At 66.3% G+C, this 17,880-nt stretch carries 18 protein-coding genes; 17 read left to right on the top strand and 1 reads right to left on the bottom strand.

Annotated elements, in window-relative coordinates; genetic code table 11:
* Positions 1–53 precede the first annotated feature (53 nt).
* From ASF44_RS31280 to ASF44_RS23680, 17 genes are all read left to right on the top strand, one after another.
* Entirely contained in the window at positions 54–926 is an 873-nt protein-coding gene (locus ASF44_RS31280) for a phage tail tube protein (protein ID WP_082524997.1), read from the top strand.
* A gap of 12 nt (positions 927–938) precedes the next feature.
* Positions 939–2,783, top strand: coding sequence for a hypothetical protein (locus tag ASF44_RS23755; RefSeq protein WP_056901720.1), 1,845 nt, complete (start codon positions 939–941; stop codon positions 2,781–2,783).
* Positions 2,780–3,904 carry a glycoside hydrolase family 26 protein gene (locus ASF44_RS23750; RefSeq protein ID WP_056901719.1) on the top strand — a complete coding sequence of 375 codons (1,125 nt, stop codon included), beginning with the start codon at positions 2,780–2,782 and terminating at the stop codon, positions 3,902–3,904. The genes ASF44_RS23755 and ASF44_RS23750 overlap by 4 nt, the downstream gene beginning before the upstream one ends.
* Before the next feature lie 74 nt (positions 3,905–3,978).
* Entirely contained in the window at positions 3,979–4,395 is a 417-nt protein-coding gene (locus tag ASF44_RS23745; RefSeq protein ID WP_082524996.1) for a phage tail assembly chaperone family protein, TAC, read from the top strand.
* Positions 4,396–4,409: 14 nt separating this feature from the next.
* A complete protein-coding gene (locus ASF44_RS23740) occupies positions 4,410–4,646 on the top strand; it encodes a hypothetical protein (RefSeq protein ID WP_056901717.1) in 237 nt (78 codons plus the stop codon).
* A 61-nt stretch (positions 4,647–4,707) separates the two neighbouring features.
* Positions 4,708–7,359, top strand: coding sequence for a phage tail length tape measure family protein (locus tag ASF44_RS23735; protein WP_056901716.1), 2,652 nt, complete (start codon positions 4,708–4,710; stop codon positions 7,357–7,359).
* A gap of 92 nt (positions 7,360–7,451) precedes the next feature.
* The gene (locus tag ASF44_RS23730) at positions 7,452–7,715 is read left to right on the top strand and encodes a hypothetical protein (RefSeq protein WP_235579322.1); all 264 of its coding nucleotides are present in this window, start codon (positions 7,452–7,454) and stop codon (positions 7,713–7,715) included.
* Positions 7,712–8,173 (top strand): DUF1833 family protein, encoded by a 462-nt coding sequence (locus tag ASF44_RS23725; RefSeq protein ID WP_056901714.1) that lies wholly within the window; start codon positions 7,712–7,714, stop codon positions 8,171–8,173. Before ASF44_RS23730 ends, ASF44_RS23725 begins: the two co-directional genes overlap by 4 nt.
* A 46-nt stretch (positions 8,174–8,219) precedes the next feature.
* A complete protein-coding gene (locus ASF44_RS23720) occupies positions 8,220–8,570 on the top strand; it encodes a hypothetical protein (RefSeq protein ID WP_056901713.1) in 351 nt (116 codons plus the stop codon).
* Entirely contained in the window at positions 8,561–13,642 is a 5,082-nt protein-coding gene (locus tag ASF44_RS23715) for a hypothetical protein (RefSeq protein ID WP_156374645.1), read from the top strand. The genes ASF44_RS23720 and ASF44_RS23715 overlap by 10 nt, the downstream gene beginning before the upstream one ends.
* Positions 13,639–14,241 (top strand): DUF4376 domain-containing protein, encoded by a 603-nt coding sequence (locus ASF44_RS23710; protein ID WP_056901711.1) that lies wholly within the window; start codon positions 13,639–13,641, stop codon positions 14,239–14,241. Before ASF44_RS23715 ends, ASF44_RS23710 begins: the two co-directional genes overlap by 4 nt.
* A gap of 113 nt (positions 14,242–14,354) precedes the next feature.
* Positions 14,355–14,864: a hypothetical protein gene (locus tag ASF44_RS23705; protein WP_056901710.1), complete on the top strand. Its 510-nt coding sequence runs from the start codon at positions 14,355–14,357 to the stop codon at positions 14,862–14,864.
* Positions 14,848–15,342 (top strand): hypothetical protein, encoded by a 495-nt coding sequence (locus ASF44_RS23700; RefSeq protein WP_056901709.1) that lies wholly within the window; start codon positions 14,848–14,850, stop codon positions 15,340–15,342. Before ASF44_RS23705 ends, ASF44_RS23700 begins: the two co-directional genes overlap by 17 nt.
* Positions 15,342–15,875 (top strand): hypothetical protein, encoded by a 534-nt coding sequence (locus ASF44_RS23695; RefSeq protein WP_056901708.1) that lies wholly within the window; start codon positions 15,342–15,344, stop codon positions 15,873–15,875. Before ASF44_RS23700 ends, ASF44_RS23695 begins: the two co-directional genes overlap by 1 nt.
* 38 nt (positions 15,876–15,913) lie before the next feature.
* The gene (locus tag ASF44_RS23690) at positions 15,914–16,375 is read left to right on the top strand and encodes a hypothetical protein (protein ID WP_056901707.1); all 462 of its coding nucleotides are present in this window, start codon (positions 15,914–15,916) and stop codon (positions 16,373–16,375) included.
* Positions 16,368–16,751: a hypothetical protein gene (locus tag ASF44_RS23685; protein WP_056901706.1), complete on the top strand. Its 384-nt coding sequence runs from the start codon at positions 16,368–16,370 to the stop codon at positions 16,749–16,751. The genes ASF44_RS23690 and ASF44_RS23685 overlap by 8 nt, the downstream gene beginning before the upstream one ends.
* A gap of 111 nt (positions 16,752–16,862) precedes the next feature.
* Positions 16,863–17,279, top strand: a complete 417-nt coding sequence (locus ASF44_RS23680) for a hypothetical protein (protein WP_056901705.1) — start codon at positions 16,863–16,865, stop codon at positions 17,277–17,279.
* Positions 17,280–17,308: 29 nt separating this feature from the next.
* Here ASF44_RS23680 and ASF44_RS23675 read toward each other — a convergent pair whose 3' ends face one another.
* Positions 17,309–17,752: a hypothetical protein gene (locus tag ASF44_RS23675; RefSeq protein WP_156374644.1), complete on the bottom strand. Its 444-nt coding sequence runs from the start codon at positions 17,750–17,752 to the stop codon at positions 17,309–17,311.
* Positions 17,753–17,880: the final 128 nt, after the last annotated feature.

Here is a 17,880-nt window from a genome sequence, read left to right as displayed (position 1 = left end):
TTTCCAACCTGTCGGCCGCCTTCGCGGCCTTTTCTTTTGCAAAGGCCCATGCCATGTCCGTTACCACCCAAGGCACCGACCTGTTCGCCATCGACCCGCGCGACAACAGCCTGATCAACGTCGGCTGCGTCACCACCATCGACGGCATCGACTCGTCGGTCGAACAGATCGAGACCACTTGCCTCAACTCGGGCAAGGACCGCAAGTACCGGGCCGGCATGGGCCAGCCGGGCGCGGCCTCCTTCGGCATCAACATCGATCCGTCCGACGCCTCGCACCTGAAGCTGTACCAGCTCAAGCAGCTGGGCCTGACGCTCAAGTGGGCGATCGGCTGGGGCGACGGTCCGATGCAACCCGACGGCACCATCGACCTGCCGCCCGAGGTCGTGAACGATGACTTCGACTTGCCCGACGGCCGGTCCTGGCTGCTGTTCGAGGGCTTCATGAACTCCTTCCCGTTCAGCTTCAACCTGAACGACGTGGTGAAGTCCGCCGTCGGCATCCAGATCAGCGGCACGCAGGTGCTGATCCCGAAGGCCTCTGGCACCGGACCGCGGCCGCGCTGGTTCGTCGGCCCGGCCAACGCGCACACCAGCGGAACGCAGGCCCTCCTGAATGCCGCCACCGTGTTCGGCTCGCCCGGCAGCAAGGTCGGCACGATCGACAACCTGCAGACCACCACCGGCAACTACGGCTGGGCTGCCTTCCCGGCCGATGTCGCCGCATCCGGCGTCACCTTCCGCGACGACACCAACACGCCGGGCGACTGGAACGGCGCCGGCCTGTCGGGCGCCAACACCGGCAGCAGCCCGTCGCCCGAGCAGTCGACGGTGACCTTCACCGATGCCGATGGCGTGGTGTGGCGCCTGTTCCGCATGGACTACCCGCACTCGCAGCCCACCGCTGGCGACTGGACCACTTCCTGATCGGAGGCCGACATGCCCAAGTTCACTACCCCCGCCGGCACCACCCAACGCTACATCGCTGCCCTGGACCGCAGTGCACCTGATGCGATCCCGGGCACAAAGAAGGTGTACGCCGACCGCGCAGCCTTCCTCCAGGGCGTCGCCGACGAGCGCGCCTGCATCGCCATGGGTCTGCCCGTCTGGTACGACGGCATCGACCTGCAGGTGCTGGCCGAGCCCGCCGCGGTGAAGCGCCTGTGGACGCTATCGACATCGGCGGGCTCGGCGTCGGCCAACGCTGCGGCCAGCCACGGCCGCGCTGTGGTGATCGCGTTCAAGAAGTTCACCCTGCCCAACGACGACAGCCGCGTGCACTCTACGACAGGCGCGCCCGGCTCCGGCATCGGTGACAACGGCGACCTCGCGCTGGACGAGGCGGCGGGCATCGTCTACCGCAAGGCAACCGGCGCGTGGGCTCAGGAGAATGCGTTCGGTGGCGGGGGAAGCACGTCCATCCCGTTCTCGCCAGCGATCAATTTCCGCGGCGATTACGACATGGGTGCGTACCAGATCGCCGGCCCGCTGGCGTTCACGTTCGACTTGGCGGGCGCTATCCCTGGCAAAGGCACGCGAGTTACCCTACTGGCGAACGGCGTCAACGTGCCGACGGCGGTGGGCGCTGCCGAGGTTGCGTCGTACGGCTTCGACAATCGCCAGGCCGGCTACAGGACGTACGCCTACTTCGAGTACGACGGCACTCAGGCAACGTTGACCTACACCGTTCCGGACGCTCAAGCGGCTGCGGTGATCCCGGTAGCACCGTCCTGGAGTAGCGCTCCGGTGGTCACGTCGGCAATGGTCGGCTCGGCTGTGATGTTCACGTCAGGCACTGCATCCGGAAGCCCGACGCCGACCAAGACATTCCGCACCACGCTGGACGGCTCCCCCATCGGCACGGCCAACACCCCGTACACCCCAATCTCCGCAGACATTGGGAAATCGATCCGCCTCATCGAGACCGCGACGAACACCGCGGGCGCCGTGGACAGTGCGGCAAGCGCGGCCTTCGTGGTCGTTGCAGCCGGTGGCCTGCAGGCCCAGACCACGGACTACCTGAACCGCGTGGCAGCCAATGGTGGCTCGGTGAGCAACACCGAGCGCGACGCTGCAGATGCGTTCTTCACGGCGGCCAACGCAGACGGTTACCTGCCGGCTTGGAACCCTCGCCTGATGGTGCCCATGGGCGACGCCAATGCCCAGAAGGTCCCGCTGCTTGTCGGCGGCGGCGCCGCGCTGGATGTCTGGAGTGCCGGTGTCACCTACGAGGCTGCGAAGGGCTGGGTGTTCAACGCTGTCACGCAGTTCGTGGACATGACGTTTGCGCCATCCATCACCGGCACCATCGGCGCCTACTTGCGAGACACGCAACCCAGCGACACGACTCAGCGCACTATCTTTGGCGTTCGCAACTCTGGCTCTCAGCCATACCGGATCACAGGCAACGGCAGCAGTGCGGGGGCCGCGCAATCCGGCTCTGTGTACGGGGTCTACGGCGACAACACCGTTGCCCCATACGCCGCCGTCACCGGCGGTCTGACTGCCGGCCTGTGGCACCTTTGCCGCACGTCGGCTAGCCTGCTGATCATGCTGAAGAACGCGGTCGAGGTGGCCTACATTACCGCCACCGTCGCTGCTGCAAGCCCGGGCCGCAACACCTACATCGGTGCAAGCAACGCGGATGGCGCCGCTGCTGGCGGTCTGGTTCCGGGTTCGTCGGTCGGCTACGCGTTCCAAGGCGGCGTGATCAACACTGCCAACGCCCTGAAATTCAAGAACAGCATGCAGACCTTCATGACTGCACTCGGGCGCAACGTATGAGGCGCAACACGCTGAAGCCCAGCCTGGCGCTGCCCGTCTCGACAGGCGCCACGGCGCAGACGATCAGTCTGTACCGCTGGCTGATGACGCAGAAGAAGAGCTTCCGGTACGCGCTCGGCACCAGCGACCAGTTCATCAACATGCCGGCCCAGAGCTCTGTTCCGGTGTGGACTGGCGCCTTCGACAACTTCCGCGCCGTCACGGGCAAGAACCCTGGCGTGCTGGGGGTCGAGTGGCACGATCCGCAGTGGGCGAACCGCTGGGGCTCTGCCGGCACCGCCGAGTGCCGGCGGGTCATGATCGAGGCCTACGAGCAAGGGGCAATCCTCACGCTCCACAACCATCCCGGGAACCCTGACACGGGCAACCTGTCGCGCAATGGCACGGTCAGCCCGACGACGGCCACCGGCGAGGGGACGTTCAAGGATCGGACCGGCTCCCCGTTGAGCGTGATCAAGCCGGGCGGATCGAAGCGGGCCGAATACTTGGCATACCTGGACCGCCTTGCCGACTTCCTGGCGAGCCTGGTGGACAGCAAGGGGCGCAAGATCCCCGTGATCCTTCGCTGGTGGCATGAGGCGACCGGCGACTGGTTTTGGTGGAATGGGGTGGATCGTGCATCCGACTTCATCCTGCTGTGGCGCGACTTCGTGAACTACCTGCGCGATGTCAAAGGCCTCACGCATGTCCTCTACTGCTGGAACGTTGATGGCAGCACAGGCGTCGACCCAAACCTGTTCTGGCCTGGCTCCTCGTACGTGGACATCATTTCGATGGACACCTATGACAACCGCAATGACGCCTCGGTGTCGCTGCTTGGCCAGAACAATAGGCCTGCGGGCTGCTGGTCCAGTATTAAGGTCTTGGCCTCCACCCACAACAAGCCTTTATGCATCCCGGAGTTGGGCTACCAGTACTGCGCCACGTTGAGCGGGATCTGGGACCAGAAGACCGGCCGCTACCTGGCAACGACGTTCTACGAGTCCGCACTGGCAGCGCTTTGGCCGGCGCCCTACGGACCCCAGGCTTCAGACGGCGGGGCAGCGAAGGCCAGCTTCTCAGCGATGGCGATCAGCCCCTACGCAATGACGGCTGATCGGCTAACGGGCGTCTACGTCTGATCCGGCCCCTTGCCGGGCTGATCGCCCATCAAAGCCGCCCACCGAGGCGGCTTTTTCGTTTCTGAAAGGCTCCCATGAAAAAACTCAGAGGCCTGGCCGGCATGAAGTCGGCCGGAGCGATCCGCGACCTCGCGCCGGTCATGAAGACCATCGACTGGCGGGGCGACGACGGCGAGGACTACTCCATTGACGTGCACGTCAAGCCAATGGCCTTCGGCATGGCGATGGACCTGCAGCTGGAGGACTCGCCCGACAAGCGCGCAGCCGCCATCGGCCAGATGATCCTGGTCGAGGAGGCCGGCAAGCTGGTGCCGCTGGGCACCGACAACGCGCGCGCGCTGAACTCGCAGCTGGGCTTCAAGCTGCTCACGGCCATCAACCAAGCCATGGCAGGTGAAGCAAAAAACTCTCGGCCGCGGAAGAGCTCCTCTGCGAACTCGTCCTCAACGGAATCGGCGGCCGAACCCTCGCAGAAGCCCGTGAGCGCCTGAGCGCCGAAGAGGTGATGGTGTGGGCCGAGTACCGGGCCCGCTTTGGCACCCTCAACCTTGGCCATCGGCTGGAGTTCCTTTTCGGTCGGTCTGATTGGGTGCGCCATGCCAGCCACGGCGGCAAGGAGCCGCTGGACAAGTTCCTGCGGTACTACGACGAGCCGCCGCAAGAAAAGCCAGCTGAGGCGTCCGCAGCATCCCTGGAAATGATCGCGCGCATGTTCGGTGCGCCGGTGGAGGTACGCAGATGATGAACGCTGATGGAGGGGCCAGATGAGCAGGAGCCTTGGCACCCTCACGCTCGACTTAATTATGAAGATCGGCGGCTTCACGCAGGGCGCAACGCAGGCCGAGCGGCAGGCCGGGCGCACCGCGCGCGAGCTGTCAAAGCGCAAGAAGGAGATCGAGAAGGAGTGGTCGACGCTGGGCACCGCGATCGCGGCGGGCTTCGCCGGCATCACGATCGGATCGACCTTCGGCAAGTTCATCCAGGAATCGAAGGATGCCCAGGCCGAGCAGGCCCAGCTGGTCGCCGTGCTCAAGAGCACGAAGGAGGCGGCCGGCTACTCCGCCGAAGAGCTCAACGAGATGGCTTCGGCCATGGCCGGCGTGTTCAGCGACGGCGACATCAACCGCGCACAGACGCGCCTACTCGCCTACACCAACGTCGTGGGGAACGAGTTCCCCGAAGCGCTGCAGGCGGCTGTCGACATGGCCGCGCGAATGGGTATGACGGTAGAGCAGGCCGCTGAGACGGTCGGCAAGGCGCTCAACGTGCCTTCGGAAGGCATGAGCGCGCTGAAGAAGCAGGGCTTCAGTTTCACGGAACAGCAGGTAAAGCTAGCGCAGAGACTCCAGGAAACGGGGAGGACGGCAGAGGCGCAGGCCATCGTCCTTGCAGAGCTGAAGTCCTCGTATGGCGGGGCCGCCGAGGCCGCGCGCAACACCTTCGGCGGCGCGATCTCCGAGCTGCAGCACAGCCTGAACAGCCTCATGACCGGCGATGACGGCAGCCTGCAGGGAGCAACCGAGTCCATCCAGGATCTGACGAAGCAGATGAACTCGTCGGAGACGAAACAGGCCTTCGCCGCGCTCACGGCCGGCCTGGCGTCGGTCATCTCCTTCCTCGCGTCGGCGACCACGCACGTGATCAACTTCAGCCGGTTCGTGGGCGAGGCGCTGGGCAGTATGGCGCACGGCTCGGCCGATCCCATCGAGCGGCTGAACGAGCAGATCGCGTCGCTGGAGACCGGGTTGGTCACAGCGCAGCGGGCGCTCAAGACGACAGACCCCCGCGCGGAGGGCTTCAGGGAATACGGCAAGTACGTCGAGGAGACAACGGCGAAGCTTGAGCAGCTTCGCAAGATGCGCGCCGGCCTGGTCGCTGATGCCAACAGGCCAGCCGCGAGCGCCGGCCCCGTCAAGGATCGGCCAAAGCCCCCGCGCATTCCGACTAAGGGTGACGGCAGCGACGATCCGACCAAGGCGCTGCTGGCCAACCAACTCAAGGAGTTCGACCGCCTGGTGCAGGAGCAGACCGGCATCATGGCCGACCGCAACCGCATGCTGGACCTGTACAACGGCCAGGGGCTGGTGTCGGTCCAGGGCTTCTACGACGCCCAGCGCGCCATCCTGGAGGAGGCAACCGCGGGCCAGGTGAAGGCCTACGACGCGCAGATCGCCGCACTGGAGAAGTACCGCAACGCAGCCGAAAAGAAGACCGACCGCGCCGACGCCGAGGGCAAGATCGCCGAACTGGTCGCCAAGCGCGCCAAGGTGCAGCAGGACGCCGGCCTGGCCGCCATCGAGCTGGACGTGAAGCAGCAGCAGGCCGCCAAGGAACTGGCCGACTCGCTGCAGGATGTGAACGTGCGGCTGATGGAGCTGCGCGGCCAGACCGCCGAGGCGGCCGCGCTGAACTTCGACAAGGCGAACGAGGGCTTGAAGAAGCTGTTTCAGGCCAACGGCAACCAGCAGGGCCTCGACACGCTGGCGAAGCTGAAGGAGTCGACCGTGGCGCAGGCGCAGCTCAACGAGCTGACGCAGCGCTTCTCGCTGATCCAAGGCGACCTGGGCGACGCCGAGAAGCGCATCGCGCTCGACCGCGAGGCCGGCACCATCAGCGAGATGGAGGCCCTGCAGCGCACAGGCGCCGCGCGGCGCGAGCGGATCGGGCTGCTGCAGCAGGAGATCGACAAGTTCGTGCAGCTGCAGGCCGTCGCCGTACTCACCCCTGAGCAACAGCAGGCCTTCAACCGTCTCAAGCTGCAGATGGAGGAGCTCAATGCGTCCATCGACCCGCTCGGCGACAAGCTTCGCTCCACCTTCGAGGGCTCGTTCTCCAACCTGTTCTCCGACATCGCAGACCGCTCCAAGACCGCCAAGGATGCGGTGAAGGACTTCGGCAAGTCCGTGTTGAACGAGTTCAACAACCTCATCAGCAAGCAGCTCGGGCAGCAGATGGTGAACTCGCTGTTCGGGGCCAAGGGCTCGAGCGGTGGCGCCGCCGGCGGCGGCTGGGGCTCCCTGGTGACCGGGTTCATGAGCCTCTTTGGATTCGTGGACGGCGGCTACACCGGCGCCGGCGGCAAGTACCAGCCAGCGGGCATCGTGCACCGAGGCGAGGGCGTCCTGAACCAGGGCGACATGGCCAAGATCGGCGGCCCGGCGGGCTTCGCGCAGCTGGTGTCCACCATCCGCAGCGGGCGCAGCCACGCCAGCGGCGGCGTGGGCGGCTCGAGCAGCGTGCCGTTTTCCCCCGCGGCCAACGGCCCGAGCACGGTGGTGAATGTCCACGTGCCGGCTGGATCGACTGTGGAGCAGAAGACGAGGCGCGGGAGCGGTGGTCAAGAGATCGTCGATGTGTTCGTCAACCAGGCTGCAATCGCTGTAGCCGGCCAGATCGCAGGCAACTACGGCCCGGTCGGTCAGGCGATGCAGGCGCGCAGCAGGCGAGGTATGTGATGGCTGCACTTCCAAGTTACGTCTGCATCCTTTTGGAGGGTGCCGGCGAAGAGTTTGATCCCGGCGTTGTGGTCTCTGAGATGGAGCGGGGCATGTCCAAGATGCGCGTCGGGCAGAGCCGGGTGATCGTGGAGATCCCGGCGACCCTGATGTTCTACGCCCAGCAGGACACGATCAGCTTCGAGACCTGGTACTTCCAGACCATCAAACGCATCGGGTTCTTCGACTGGCCCAACCCGCGTACTGGGCAGTTGCTGAGCGTGCGCTTCAAGGGCGGCGACATCGGCAAGCTGGTGCCCGTCACGTCTGGCTACGCGCTGGCCAAGCGCGACGTCACCCTGCAGTACCTGCGATGACCCAGTTCCGCGAGCGCAACCAGCGCCTGACCAACACGGTCGGCCACGTCGAGCTACTGGAAGTGACGAACCCCGGCTTCACAGGCCCTATGCATATCTGCAACGACGTGCAGGACTTCACCAGCAAGGGGATCACTTACATCGCCTTGCCGTTCGGTTTCACACTGCCCGACGACGTGAGCGGGCAGTCTCCGCGCATGCAGCTGGTGATGGACAACGTCGGGCGAGACATCAGCACCGAGCTTGAGCGGCGTCTGCCGGGAAGCACCACCATGGCGAGGCTGATCATCGCCGCGCGCGACACGCCCGACGTGCACGAGCACGTGTTCTGGATGCCGATCACTGGGGTTGTCATCACCGGCACCACCGCGAGTGCAACCGCGAGTGTTCAGGACCTGATGGACCAAGCTGCCTGCAAGCAGATCGCCAACCCTTTTACCTTGCCGGGCATCTTCTAGCGTGCACACCGATCGGTTCCTTGGCATCCCGTATTGCCCTCGGCGGATGGACTGCGCCGACCTCGTGATGCTGGTGCAGCGCGAGTTGTTTGGCCGCGAGGTGGTGTTCGCCGGCAAGCGCCCGCGGCCTCTGGACAGCGCCGCGCAGGACGCCGCGCTGGCGGCCTACTGTGCCGAGTTGGCCTTGCCGGTGGCCGAGCCGGTGGATGGCGACGTGGTGCTCATGCGCGAGGGCGGCAAGACGATGGCTGGCCACGTCGGAACCTACTTTTTTACGGGCTACGCGCCCTGTGTCCTGCACGCCGCGGCATGGATGCAGGGCGGCAGCTCGCTGCACAAGATCAAAGACCTGCCGGCCATGGGCCTGACGGTCATGGGGTACTACCGATGGAAGTGAACCGCGCTGAGCTTGCCGCAGTCAACGGCGTGCCTGCCGAACTGATCGACGCCGGCGGTCGGCTGGTCGTCACGCCGAACTTTGCGACGCTGGAAGGCCAGCGTAACGTCCCGGCGGATCTGCGGCCTGGTGAGTCGCTGGCGGCCTTCCTGGAGCGCCACGTGCCAGGCATCCAGTCCGGCGCCTGGTCGGTGAGCATCGCGGGCGCCGCCGTGCCGCAGGCCATGTGGCGCACCACCTTCCCAAAGCACGGGATGTTGATAGCCTGCCGCGCGACGGGCGGGAAGCAGGTTGTTGCCATCGTCGCGCTGGCTGTGCTGTCCTACTTCACGCTGGGTGCCGGCTTGGCCGCCTGGGGCACGACGGCCACGGCAATTGCGGCGACGACAGGCCTGAGTGTCACCATGGTGGGGGTCGGTGCGTTTGTGGCCGGGTCGGTGCTGATCAACAAAGTGCTCGCCCCAAAGGTTCCAAAGGCTCAATCGGCCGAGGCGGCGCGTGCCGTCTACAGCCTGAGCGGCCAGCGCAACAGCGCGCGCCCCAATCAGCCGATCCCGACGCTCTGGGGCGAGATGCGCGTCACGCCTGACGTGGCCAGCGCGGCTTACACCTGGTTCGAGGGCGACGACCAGTACCTGAGCCTGATCCTGCTGGGCGGCATCAACGTGCACAGCGCGGCCGACCTCGCCGTGGGCGACACGCCGTTCAGCGGCTACTCGGACGTCAGCCTGTTCTACAGCGGCTTTCCGGGCATGGCCAGCCAGGACATTCCGCTGTACAGCAACGCCGATACGATCTCGGGCGCCGAGTTGGAGAAGAACGGGCCTTGGGTCGTGCGCACCAGCTCGCCCGACGTGGTGGCGCTGCAGCTGGACTTCGAGGGCCAGCTGTACGACGTGGGCGTCAAGGGCAACACGCTGCCCAACAGCGTGCAGCTGTTCATCGAGACACGCCCCGTGGGCTCGGACAACTGGGTGCCGGCATCTTCGCCCACGCTGACCAACAGCACGGCCGACGTGCTGCGCCGCACGTTCACGCTGCAGGTCGCGCAGGGCCAGTACGACGTTCGCGTGCGCCTGGGCCCGCCGACCTGGGACGAGGGCGAGGGCAAGGACCAGTGCAAGATCGGCTGGAACGTCCTCAAAAGCATCCAGCCGGACCAAACCGACTACAGCGGCTGGGGGCGCATCGGCATCAAGATCCGCGCGTCGGGCCAGCTGTCCGGCAGCCTGGACACCGTGCGCGCCACCTACCGCGCCCGTCCGATGCCCATCTGGAACGGGTCGGCCTGGGTCACGGCCACAGCGCGGGACAACGGGCTGTCCAACCCCGGCGCCATCCTGCTGCAGACCATGCGCGGTGTGTACGCCAATGGCGAGCTGCAGTTCGGCTTCGGTCTGCCGGACGAACAGATCGACATCGAGGGCCTGAAGGCCTTCATGCTCCACTGCACGGCGAACGGCTACACCTACGACAAGTGGGTGACCGATGCCGTGTCGCTCGGCCAGTTCTGCCAGGAGGTGGCGCTGGCCGGCATGGGCGAGTTCAGCTGGACGGATGGCAGCCGGCCGACGGCGGTCTTCGTCTCCAGCGGCCAGCCGCTGTCGGGCGTGGTCAACATGGCCAACATGCTGAAGGCGTCGTTCGAGGTCTCCTACAGCCTGAGCAACGCCGCCGACGGCATCGAGTACCAGTACCTGGACCGCGAGCGGAACTGGGAGACGCAGACGCTGCGCGTGTCCGCGCCCGGCGTGACCACGATGCTCAACCCGGCCCGCATCACGGGTGAGGGCGTCACCAGCGAGGCCCACGCCGCCATCATGGCGCGCTACCACCTCGCCCAGAGCCTGTACCAGTTCAAGACGATCGGCTACACGGCAGACATCGAGCACCTGGACTACCGGCGCCTGTCGTTGCTGTCCATCAGCCACGACCTCACGCAGTGGGGATTCGGCGGGCGGCTCGTCTCGGCGCAGCGGGTGGCCGGCAAGGTGGTCCTGCAGTTGGATGAGGCAGTGCCGCCCCTGGCACAGGCCTTCATCGGCTTGCGGCTTCCGGGCTACCGCGACTACCGGGTGTTCCAGGTCGAGGCGCTGTCCATCGCCGGGGACCAGGTGACCCTGGCCGACCCGTGGCCTTCAGGCCTCCCGCTGCCCGGCGCGACGGAAGACGATCCAGCGCACGACACGCTGTGGTGCTACGACTTCAAGCCAACGCCCGGCTACCGCGTTCGAGTGGTGAGCATGGAGCCCGAGGCCGACCTGAAGGGTGCGCGCATTTCCTGCGTGCCCGAGGGCCCCGAGTTCTGGGACTATGTGCTGAATGGGAACTACGTTCCGGCGCCGAACGGCTCGTCCTTGACCGCCAACCTGCCTGTCGCGAGCAACCTGCAGATCACTCGGTCCCGCGTGAAGGTAGGAGCCGGCTGGGAGCATGAGCTGTCGGCAACCTGGGATGTGACCGGCAACTACGACCATGCCCAGGTGTGGGCCGCGCCTGCTGGCCAGCCCCTGGTGCTGATTGACAGCAACGTGTACGGCACCCGGTTGGCCTGGCGCGTGCCTTCCGACCAGACGTGGTCCGTCGAGGTCCGCCCCTTCGACGGTCTGGGACGCATGGGCACCGTCGCGTCGGTGATCTTCACCGACCCGAGCGTGCTGGTCGGTGGCGTACTGGGCCTGACCGCCGCCGTGGAAACCAACGGTGTGGTGCTGCGCTGGAACACGCCGCAAGACATCGACTCCATCGACTATGCGGCAACGCGGATCCGCTTGGGCCTGGCCGGCGGTTCGTGGGAGACCGCATCGCCCGTCTTCGAGGGCAAGGCCAACACCTGCAACCTCGGATGGTTGCAGGCCGGCCAGCTGATGTTCTACGCGGTGCACGTCAACTCTGCCGGGGACACGTCCGCGCCAGTGTTCACCTCCATCTCGATCGTGCCGCCAGGCCAGCCTGTGGTGACAGGGCTCGCGTGGCAATCGCTTGTCGAGCTGGCATGGGACGCTGTGTCGGCCACGCAGCCTCTGCGTGGCTACGAGGTGCGCCTGGGTGACGTCTATGCCGGCGCGCAGCTGTTGAGCACGCTCGATGCCCTGTCCTTCAGCCAAACCGTGTCCGCTGCTGGGAACTACCGCTACTGGGTGGCCGCGATCGATCTGGGCGGCAACCGCGGGGCGCCGGGAACCGTTCTGGTCACCGTGCTGCCCGATATCTCCGAGGCGATCCAGGAACTGCAGGAGGGCTTGGACGAAGTCGTGCAGGATCTGGTCGAGCTGGGGCAAGACACGGACCAAAAGATCCTGGCCGAGGCGGCTGCGCGCGGCACCGCGATCGAGGCGGTCACGCAGCTCATCACCGAGGGCGACGAGCAGCTGGCCCAGCAAATCGAGAACATCTCGGCGTCGAGCACAGGCTACGTGCGCGCCAATGTGCTCTACAACGGCGGCTTCGAGTACGGCATGGACGGGTGGGGCGGGAACGTCAGTTCGTTTGTTGCTTACGACAGCGTGGTCGGCCGCATTACCCAGAGCGTGACGCATCCAGCCAGCGGCATTCTCTTCACCTCTGAAGCGCAGGCTGGGCAGGGGTTGTGGTACGCCGCCGCGATGGAGGTGCAGATGCACGCGGCGGGCGGCCAATGGCGCTTGCGCATCCAGTTCTACAACGCCGCGCACGCAGACATTTCAGGGGTCGTTGGGCCCTGGAATGGCCCGACCGATTTCTCCAACTTCACTGCTGCCGTGCGTCAAGCCACCGCTATCGAGGCGCAAGCCCCTGCGGGCGCTGCGTTTCTCCGGTTCAGTGTTGACTGGATCAATGCCTCAGGCAGCGTGCTTGGCTTTGCGCGTGCAAAGGTGGAGGTCGGCCGCAAGCCAATCACCAGCTACATCACCGGGGCCCCCGACGCTGGCACGCTGGCGGCGATCCAGACCGAGCGCACGGCGCGTGCCAATGGCGATGCGGCCGAGGCGCTGGCGCGCGAGACGTTGGCGGCTCAAGTGGGCCAGGTTGCGGCCAGCGTGACCACTGAGGCTTCCGTGCGCGCCCAGGCGGATGGCCAGCTGTTCGCCAAGTACGGCGTGCGCTTGACCGTGGACGGCAAGGTCAGCGGCTTCATCCAGAACAACGACGGCACGCAAAGCAACTTCGTCGTGCTGTCCGACCGCTTCGCCTGGGCGATGGAAGGCGCCGGCGGCGAGATCAAGTACCCAGTGGTGTTCGGTTCCATTGGCGGCGTCGCCAGCTTCGGCTTCACCGGAAACATGTTCCTTGACGGCGTGCTCAAGGCGCGGATGCTCGATGCGGACCAGATCTACGCGTACCACATCCGAAGCCTGGAGATCGAGACGCGGCACCTCAAGGCGCTGGCCGTCACTGCCGAGAAAATCTCTGTCGGCAGCCTGTCTTCGATTGTTCCCAACCTGGGTATCGTGGTTTACGGTCGTCTGGTGTCGGCTGACGGAATGATGAGCGTGGATCTGGACAACAAGTCCATCCACATGCTGAAGAACGGCCGGCGCGTTCAGATCAGTCCCAGCGGCATATACATGGGTGCCGACGACGGGGTGGGCAACCGGCTCGAGTACAACCTCGACTCGGGTGCGATGCTTCTGAATGGGTCTTTCACCGCGGATGCGATCAACGCCGTCAATACGCTCAACATCGCGGGGCAAGGGGCCACGACGCTTGCGCTGGTGCGCAGCGGCTCCAGCAACTACTACGGCGGCGACAACGCGGACAACTGGATCACGATGCTCTCGCTGGCCGTGACCCTGAAATCCGGTGGCAACGGTGTCGTCGCCTTCATCTCGCACATGGAAGTCCCCACAACAGCAATTACCCAGATACCCGAGTTCCGTCTGTTCAACCAGACAACCGGTCAAGAGATCAAGCGGTGGATGGGCAAGAAGCTGTTCGAAGAAGACCAGAGCAACGTGCGGGACACCGAAATCACTCTGGTGGACTTCAATCCCGTAATCGGCGCCAACACTTACCTGCTGCAGACCATGCACCGCCAGCAGTGGGTGACGCACATGGACCAGCGCCTGACCATTCTTGCGAGCCACCGATGAAGTATTGGATCGAGTACAGCGCTGACGGTGAGATCTACTTTGCCGGGCGCAGCCTTGCGCTTCCGGCGCCCCAGCGCGGCGGTACGGTCATCGAGACGCCCGACGCTGTCGACCCGACGCGCTCGGTCTTCATCGCGGATGAGCTGCACGAGCTGGGGCCGCGGCCGAGTCCGCAGCATGTGCTGGACTTCGCGACATGCGAATGGGTGCTGTGGACGCCGCCAGGCGGCTCTGCCCTGCAAGTCCTCCAGGCGGCGAAGTGGGTCGAAATCAAGGCCGAGCGCGACAGGGTGGAGAAAGCCGGCTTTGAGTACCTGGGGCGCATGGTGGACAGCGATGCGGAGAGCGCGCTGCGGATCACGGGCGCCACATCGGCCGCGCAGGCCGCGCTGGCCATCGGGGCGCCGTTCAGCATCGCATGGACCTGCCAGGACAACAGCGTCCTGGAGCTCGACGCCGCGCAGATGGTGGGCATGCTGGTCGCGCTGGCGAACCACGCGGACCAAGTGCATCAGGTGTCGCGCGGTCTGCGAGCGCAGATCTTTGCCGAGGACGCAACCGAGTCGTCCGTTGCCGCTGTCGCCTGGCCATCCGAATAGTCCTTCCAGTTCCCGCACCAAGCCGCCCACCGAGGCGGCTTTCTTTTGCCCGAAAGGCTCCCGATGACACATGCCCAAGCCAGACCGGTCCCTGCGCAAGCCCGGCAAATGCCATGAGCAAGGCCACACCGATCGTCGTTGACCTGCGCAGGTGGGTCGAGGACACCTGTGCGCTGCCGCGCAACCAAGACAAGGCCGAAGTGCGTACCTTGGCAGCCATCGTGACCGCTGGCTTCCTAGTGTCCATGGCCGAGCCGCTGTTCTACCTGTTCCTGGTGCCTGAGTCGCTCGTGTCCCGAGTGGCAGGCATGGCGCCGTCGGTGTACCTGGTGGCGGCCGCATTCTCGGCCTGCCTGCTGCTCACGCTGCCACACCTCGTCGCGCTGCTTTGCTTTCCACGCACGCTGCACATGGCCTGGCCGCGCCGGATGGCTGCCCGTGGCGCGGTCGGTGCTGCGGTCGTCTGGCTCTACCTCGCGGCGCTGGCCACGCCGCTCGACCTTGGCGCGGTGGAGTGGGCCTATGGGCTGCGCGCCATGGGCTCGTTGCTGGTGGGCGGTGCCTACGGCGTGTCGCTCAACGCCCAACAACTGCGGGAGTGCATCAATGCGCAGACGCGTTGACCTCTTCATCCTGGCATGGCTCACGACGTACAGCGCGCTCTGCTACGCGCAGTCCACGCTGGCCCAGGACCTGGCGGGCTACGACTGGGTGTCCCTGCTGCTGGCCTTCGCGGCCGGTCTGGTGGGTGGCGCGGCTCGCACCATCCTGACCCTGGTTTCCAACGAGCAATTGGTCGGCAATGTGCGCCTCGTGCTCGTCAAGGACATGGTGGTGGCGCTGTTCGGTGGCGCCGCGGCCTTTTTGCTGATCCAGGGCTACAACAGCTGGTCAGCCGGGCTCACGTCCATGGAGCTGCCGGCCATCACCCGCGACTTCCGCGTGCTGATCATCGTGGCCGCCGGCGCCAGCCGCGGCCGCTGGCTCGGCATCGTCGATCGCTTCACGGCCGACGCCATTGCCAACGCGCGCCAGCGCCTGCGCGGCGCGGCGCCGCCTGAACCCGCGGCCTCGATGCCCGCGCCCCTCGGAGACCGCTGATGACCCTTGACGAAATCTCGGCCCAAGGCATTGGGCCAGCGCTAGCGTTGCTGCCTGCAACCATGGACACGCCGCGCGCACGCATCATGCTTCTCGCCATCGGCCTGCAGGAGAGCCGCTTCACGGAGCGCCGTCAGCTGGTCGGCAGCCCGCCGCGACCAACCGGGCCGGCCAAGTCGTTTTGGCAGGCGGAGATCGGCGGTGGCATGGTGCGCGGCGTGCGGCTGCATGTGGCCACGGCCAGTCTGGCGGCATCGCTCTACCGTGCGCGCGGCGTGGCGGCGACCGATGCGGCGATCTGGGACGCGATCGAGCGGGACGATGTGCTGGCCGCCGGCCTGGCGCGCCTGCTGCTGTGGTCTGAGCCTGCTGCGCTGCCCACGCCTGCCGACGAGGAGGGCGCGTGGCTGCTGTACCTGCGCGCCTGGCGGCCGGGTGCATGGACACGCGGCACGCCCGCGGAGCGCGCCGAGCTGCGGGCCAAGTGGGGCCGCAACCACGCGCGCGTGCGGCAGTTCCTGGGGGTCGCATGAGGCTCGCCCTCTTGCGCGCCCCGCTGCCTGGATGGCGCATGGCTCTGGCCCACAAGCTCGGCGCCAAGCTCGATCACACGCGCTGGAGCCACGGCGAATTGATCTTCAGCGACCGCATCACCGGTTCGGCCTGGATGGATGGCGGCGTGCAACTGCGGCGCATGCCGCCTGAGCACTACGCGGCCGACCGCTGGGACTTCTTCGACCTGCCGGACCACCTTGAGGCGCCCGCGCGCCGATGGTTCGCGGACAACGCCGGCGCGCGCTACGACGTGCTGGGCCCCGCGCGCTTCGCGCTCGGAGTGCTGAGCCAGACCGCCGACCGTTGGTATTGCCATGAGGCGACTGCCGAGGCGCTGGGGCTGCCCGACAGCTGGCGCTGGACGGGCGGCCTCTTCGTGGCCATGGGCCCGAGGCTGTGGCCGTGCGCGTTCAAGCGCGTCGGCGGTCCATGGCCCACACCTTGGCCGTCCGAGATCGTGAGGTGCAGCCGTGATTGACCTTCGCATAGTCGGCGCAGCGCTGCTGGCGGCGGCGCTGGCCGGCACGCACTGGTACGCCTACCGCCAGGGCGCCCAAGCTGTCCAGATCAGGTTCGACGCCCATGTGGCCGCGGCGGATCGGGCGGCCGTCCGCCAGGCCGATGAGAACCGAGGGCGTTCTGCCCAGGTTGAGGAGCGCATCGTTGTGCAGACGGTGTACCGGGACCGCTACCTCACCAAGACTGTCAAGGAGATCGAACGTGCGACTCAACCCCTGGCTGTTTGCCCTGTGCCTGCTGACGCTGTCCGGCTGCTCAACGACGCCGCGCGCTGTGCCCGCGAAGATCGACCCGCCGCCTGTGGCGCTGTCGACGCCGTGCTCGACACCCGCTGACTTGGAAAGCAACGCCAGCGCGCAGCAGTTGTCGGCCTGGACGGTGGAGTGGATCGGCGCCTACGGGTGCGAGCGCGCGAAGCGCGCCGGCCTCGTGGAGGCTTGGCCGCGATGACCGGCCTCGTCCGCTACGAGAAGGTCGCCGGCTTCCTGGAGTTCGTCGGCCGCTCGCTGGTCTACCGCAAGCTCACGGGTCTGATCCGCATCTTCCGCCCCGGCGCGTTGCCGGGCGATCCCTACATCGGCGCTGGCACGGTCGTGTGGCGGCAGCCGCACTTCGGCCAGCCGCAGGACCAGTGCGAGATTCGCGGGCTGAAGGCTGAAATGAACCGCGCGCACTGGCGCGACATGGCCGCCGAGATGCAGCGTGAAGGGGCGGCCAGGGTCTGGGCCCTGCGCGGGCCCGGCAAGCTGCTTCCCTATGCGAAGACCGACCCACTGCAGCCAGGCTGGCAGTACATCGACCTGGCCGACATCAAAGCCAACCCGGCCGCGCCGGTCACGGGATTCGTTGAGCTGCCGGACTGATCCGCGTTGTTCGAGGGTCGGAGCGGCGGCTATCTGGATGCGGCCATCTGATCCAGCACTGCTATGGCGGCGGCCTGATTGGGCGCGCAAAACCACGTCTGGTTCCAACTCGTCAGTGCCTTCTCGCCGTACTCAATGCCCTGGTACTGGCGAAATCCGCCGCGGACGCGCACCAGGCGCACCTCGTGCATCTGCAGCAGTTGGCGATCAAGGCCTGGCAGCTCAAGGGCCTCGGCATGCCAGTGCGGCCCTGTGAAGCGGTCAGTGCAGATGATGCCGGCGCTGACCGGTGTCTGGAGTAGCACCTCGCCCGGCGCGAGCTTGGCGCCGGTGCGTGGCCGGCGCATGCGGTAGATGACGCAGCGGTAAGCTGCTTTCGGGCGAGCTTCCTTGTCGGCAATGCTTCCGGGTGCCCATTGGCCCATGCGATAGAAGCCGCTGCCAGGTTCAAACCATGGTGTGACGTCGCTCACGTTCTTCGTCTAGAGCACTGTTCATGCAAACAGTATAAGCGGGCCGAGCTCGGATGTGCAGCGGCGTAGCCGTCAGCGGAGGCCGGGTGCGCGCAACACGATCTTTTCCGGGTGACAGCCCAGCGCCA

Origin of the sequence: Pseudorhodoferax sp. Leaf274, assembly GCF_001422445.1 — a bacterium.
Classification (GTDB): Bacteria; Pseudomonadota; Gammaproteobacteria; order Burkholderiales; family Burkholderiaceae_C; genus Pseudorhodoferax.
Note: the sequence above shows the minus strand (reverse complement) of the source record. Positions and strands in the feature narration are given on the sequence as shown.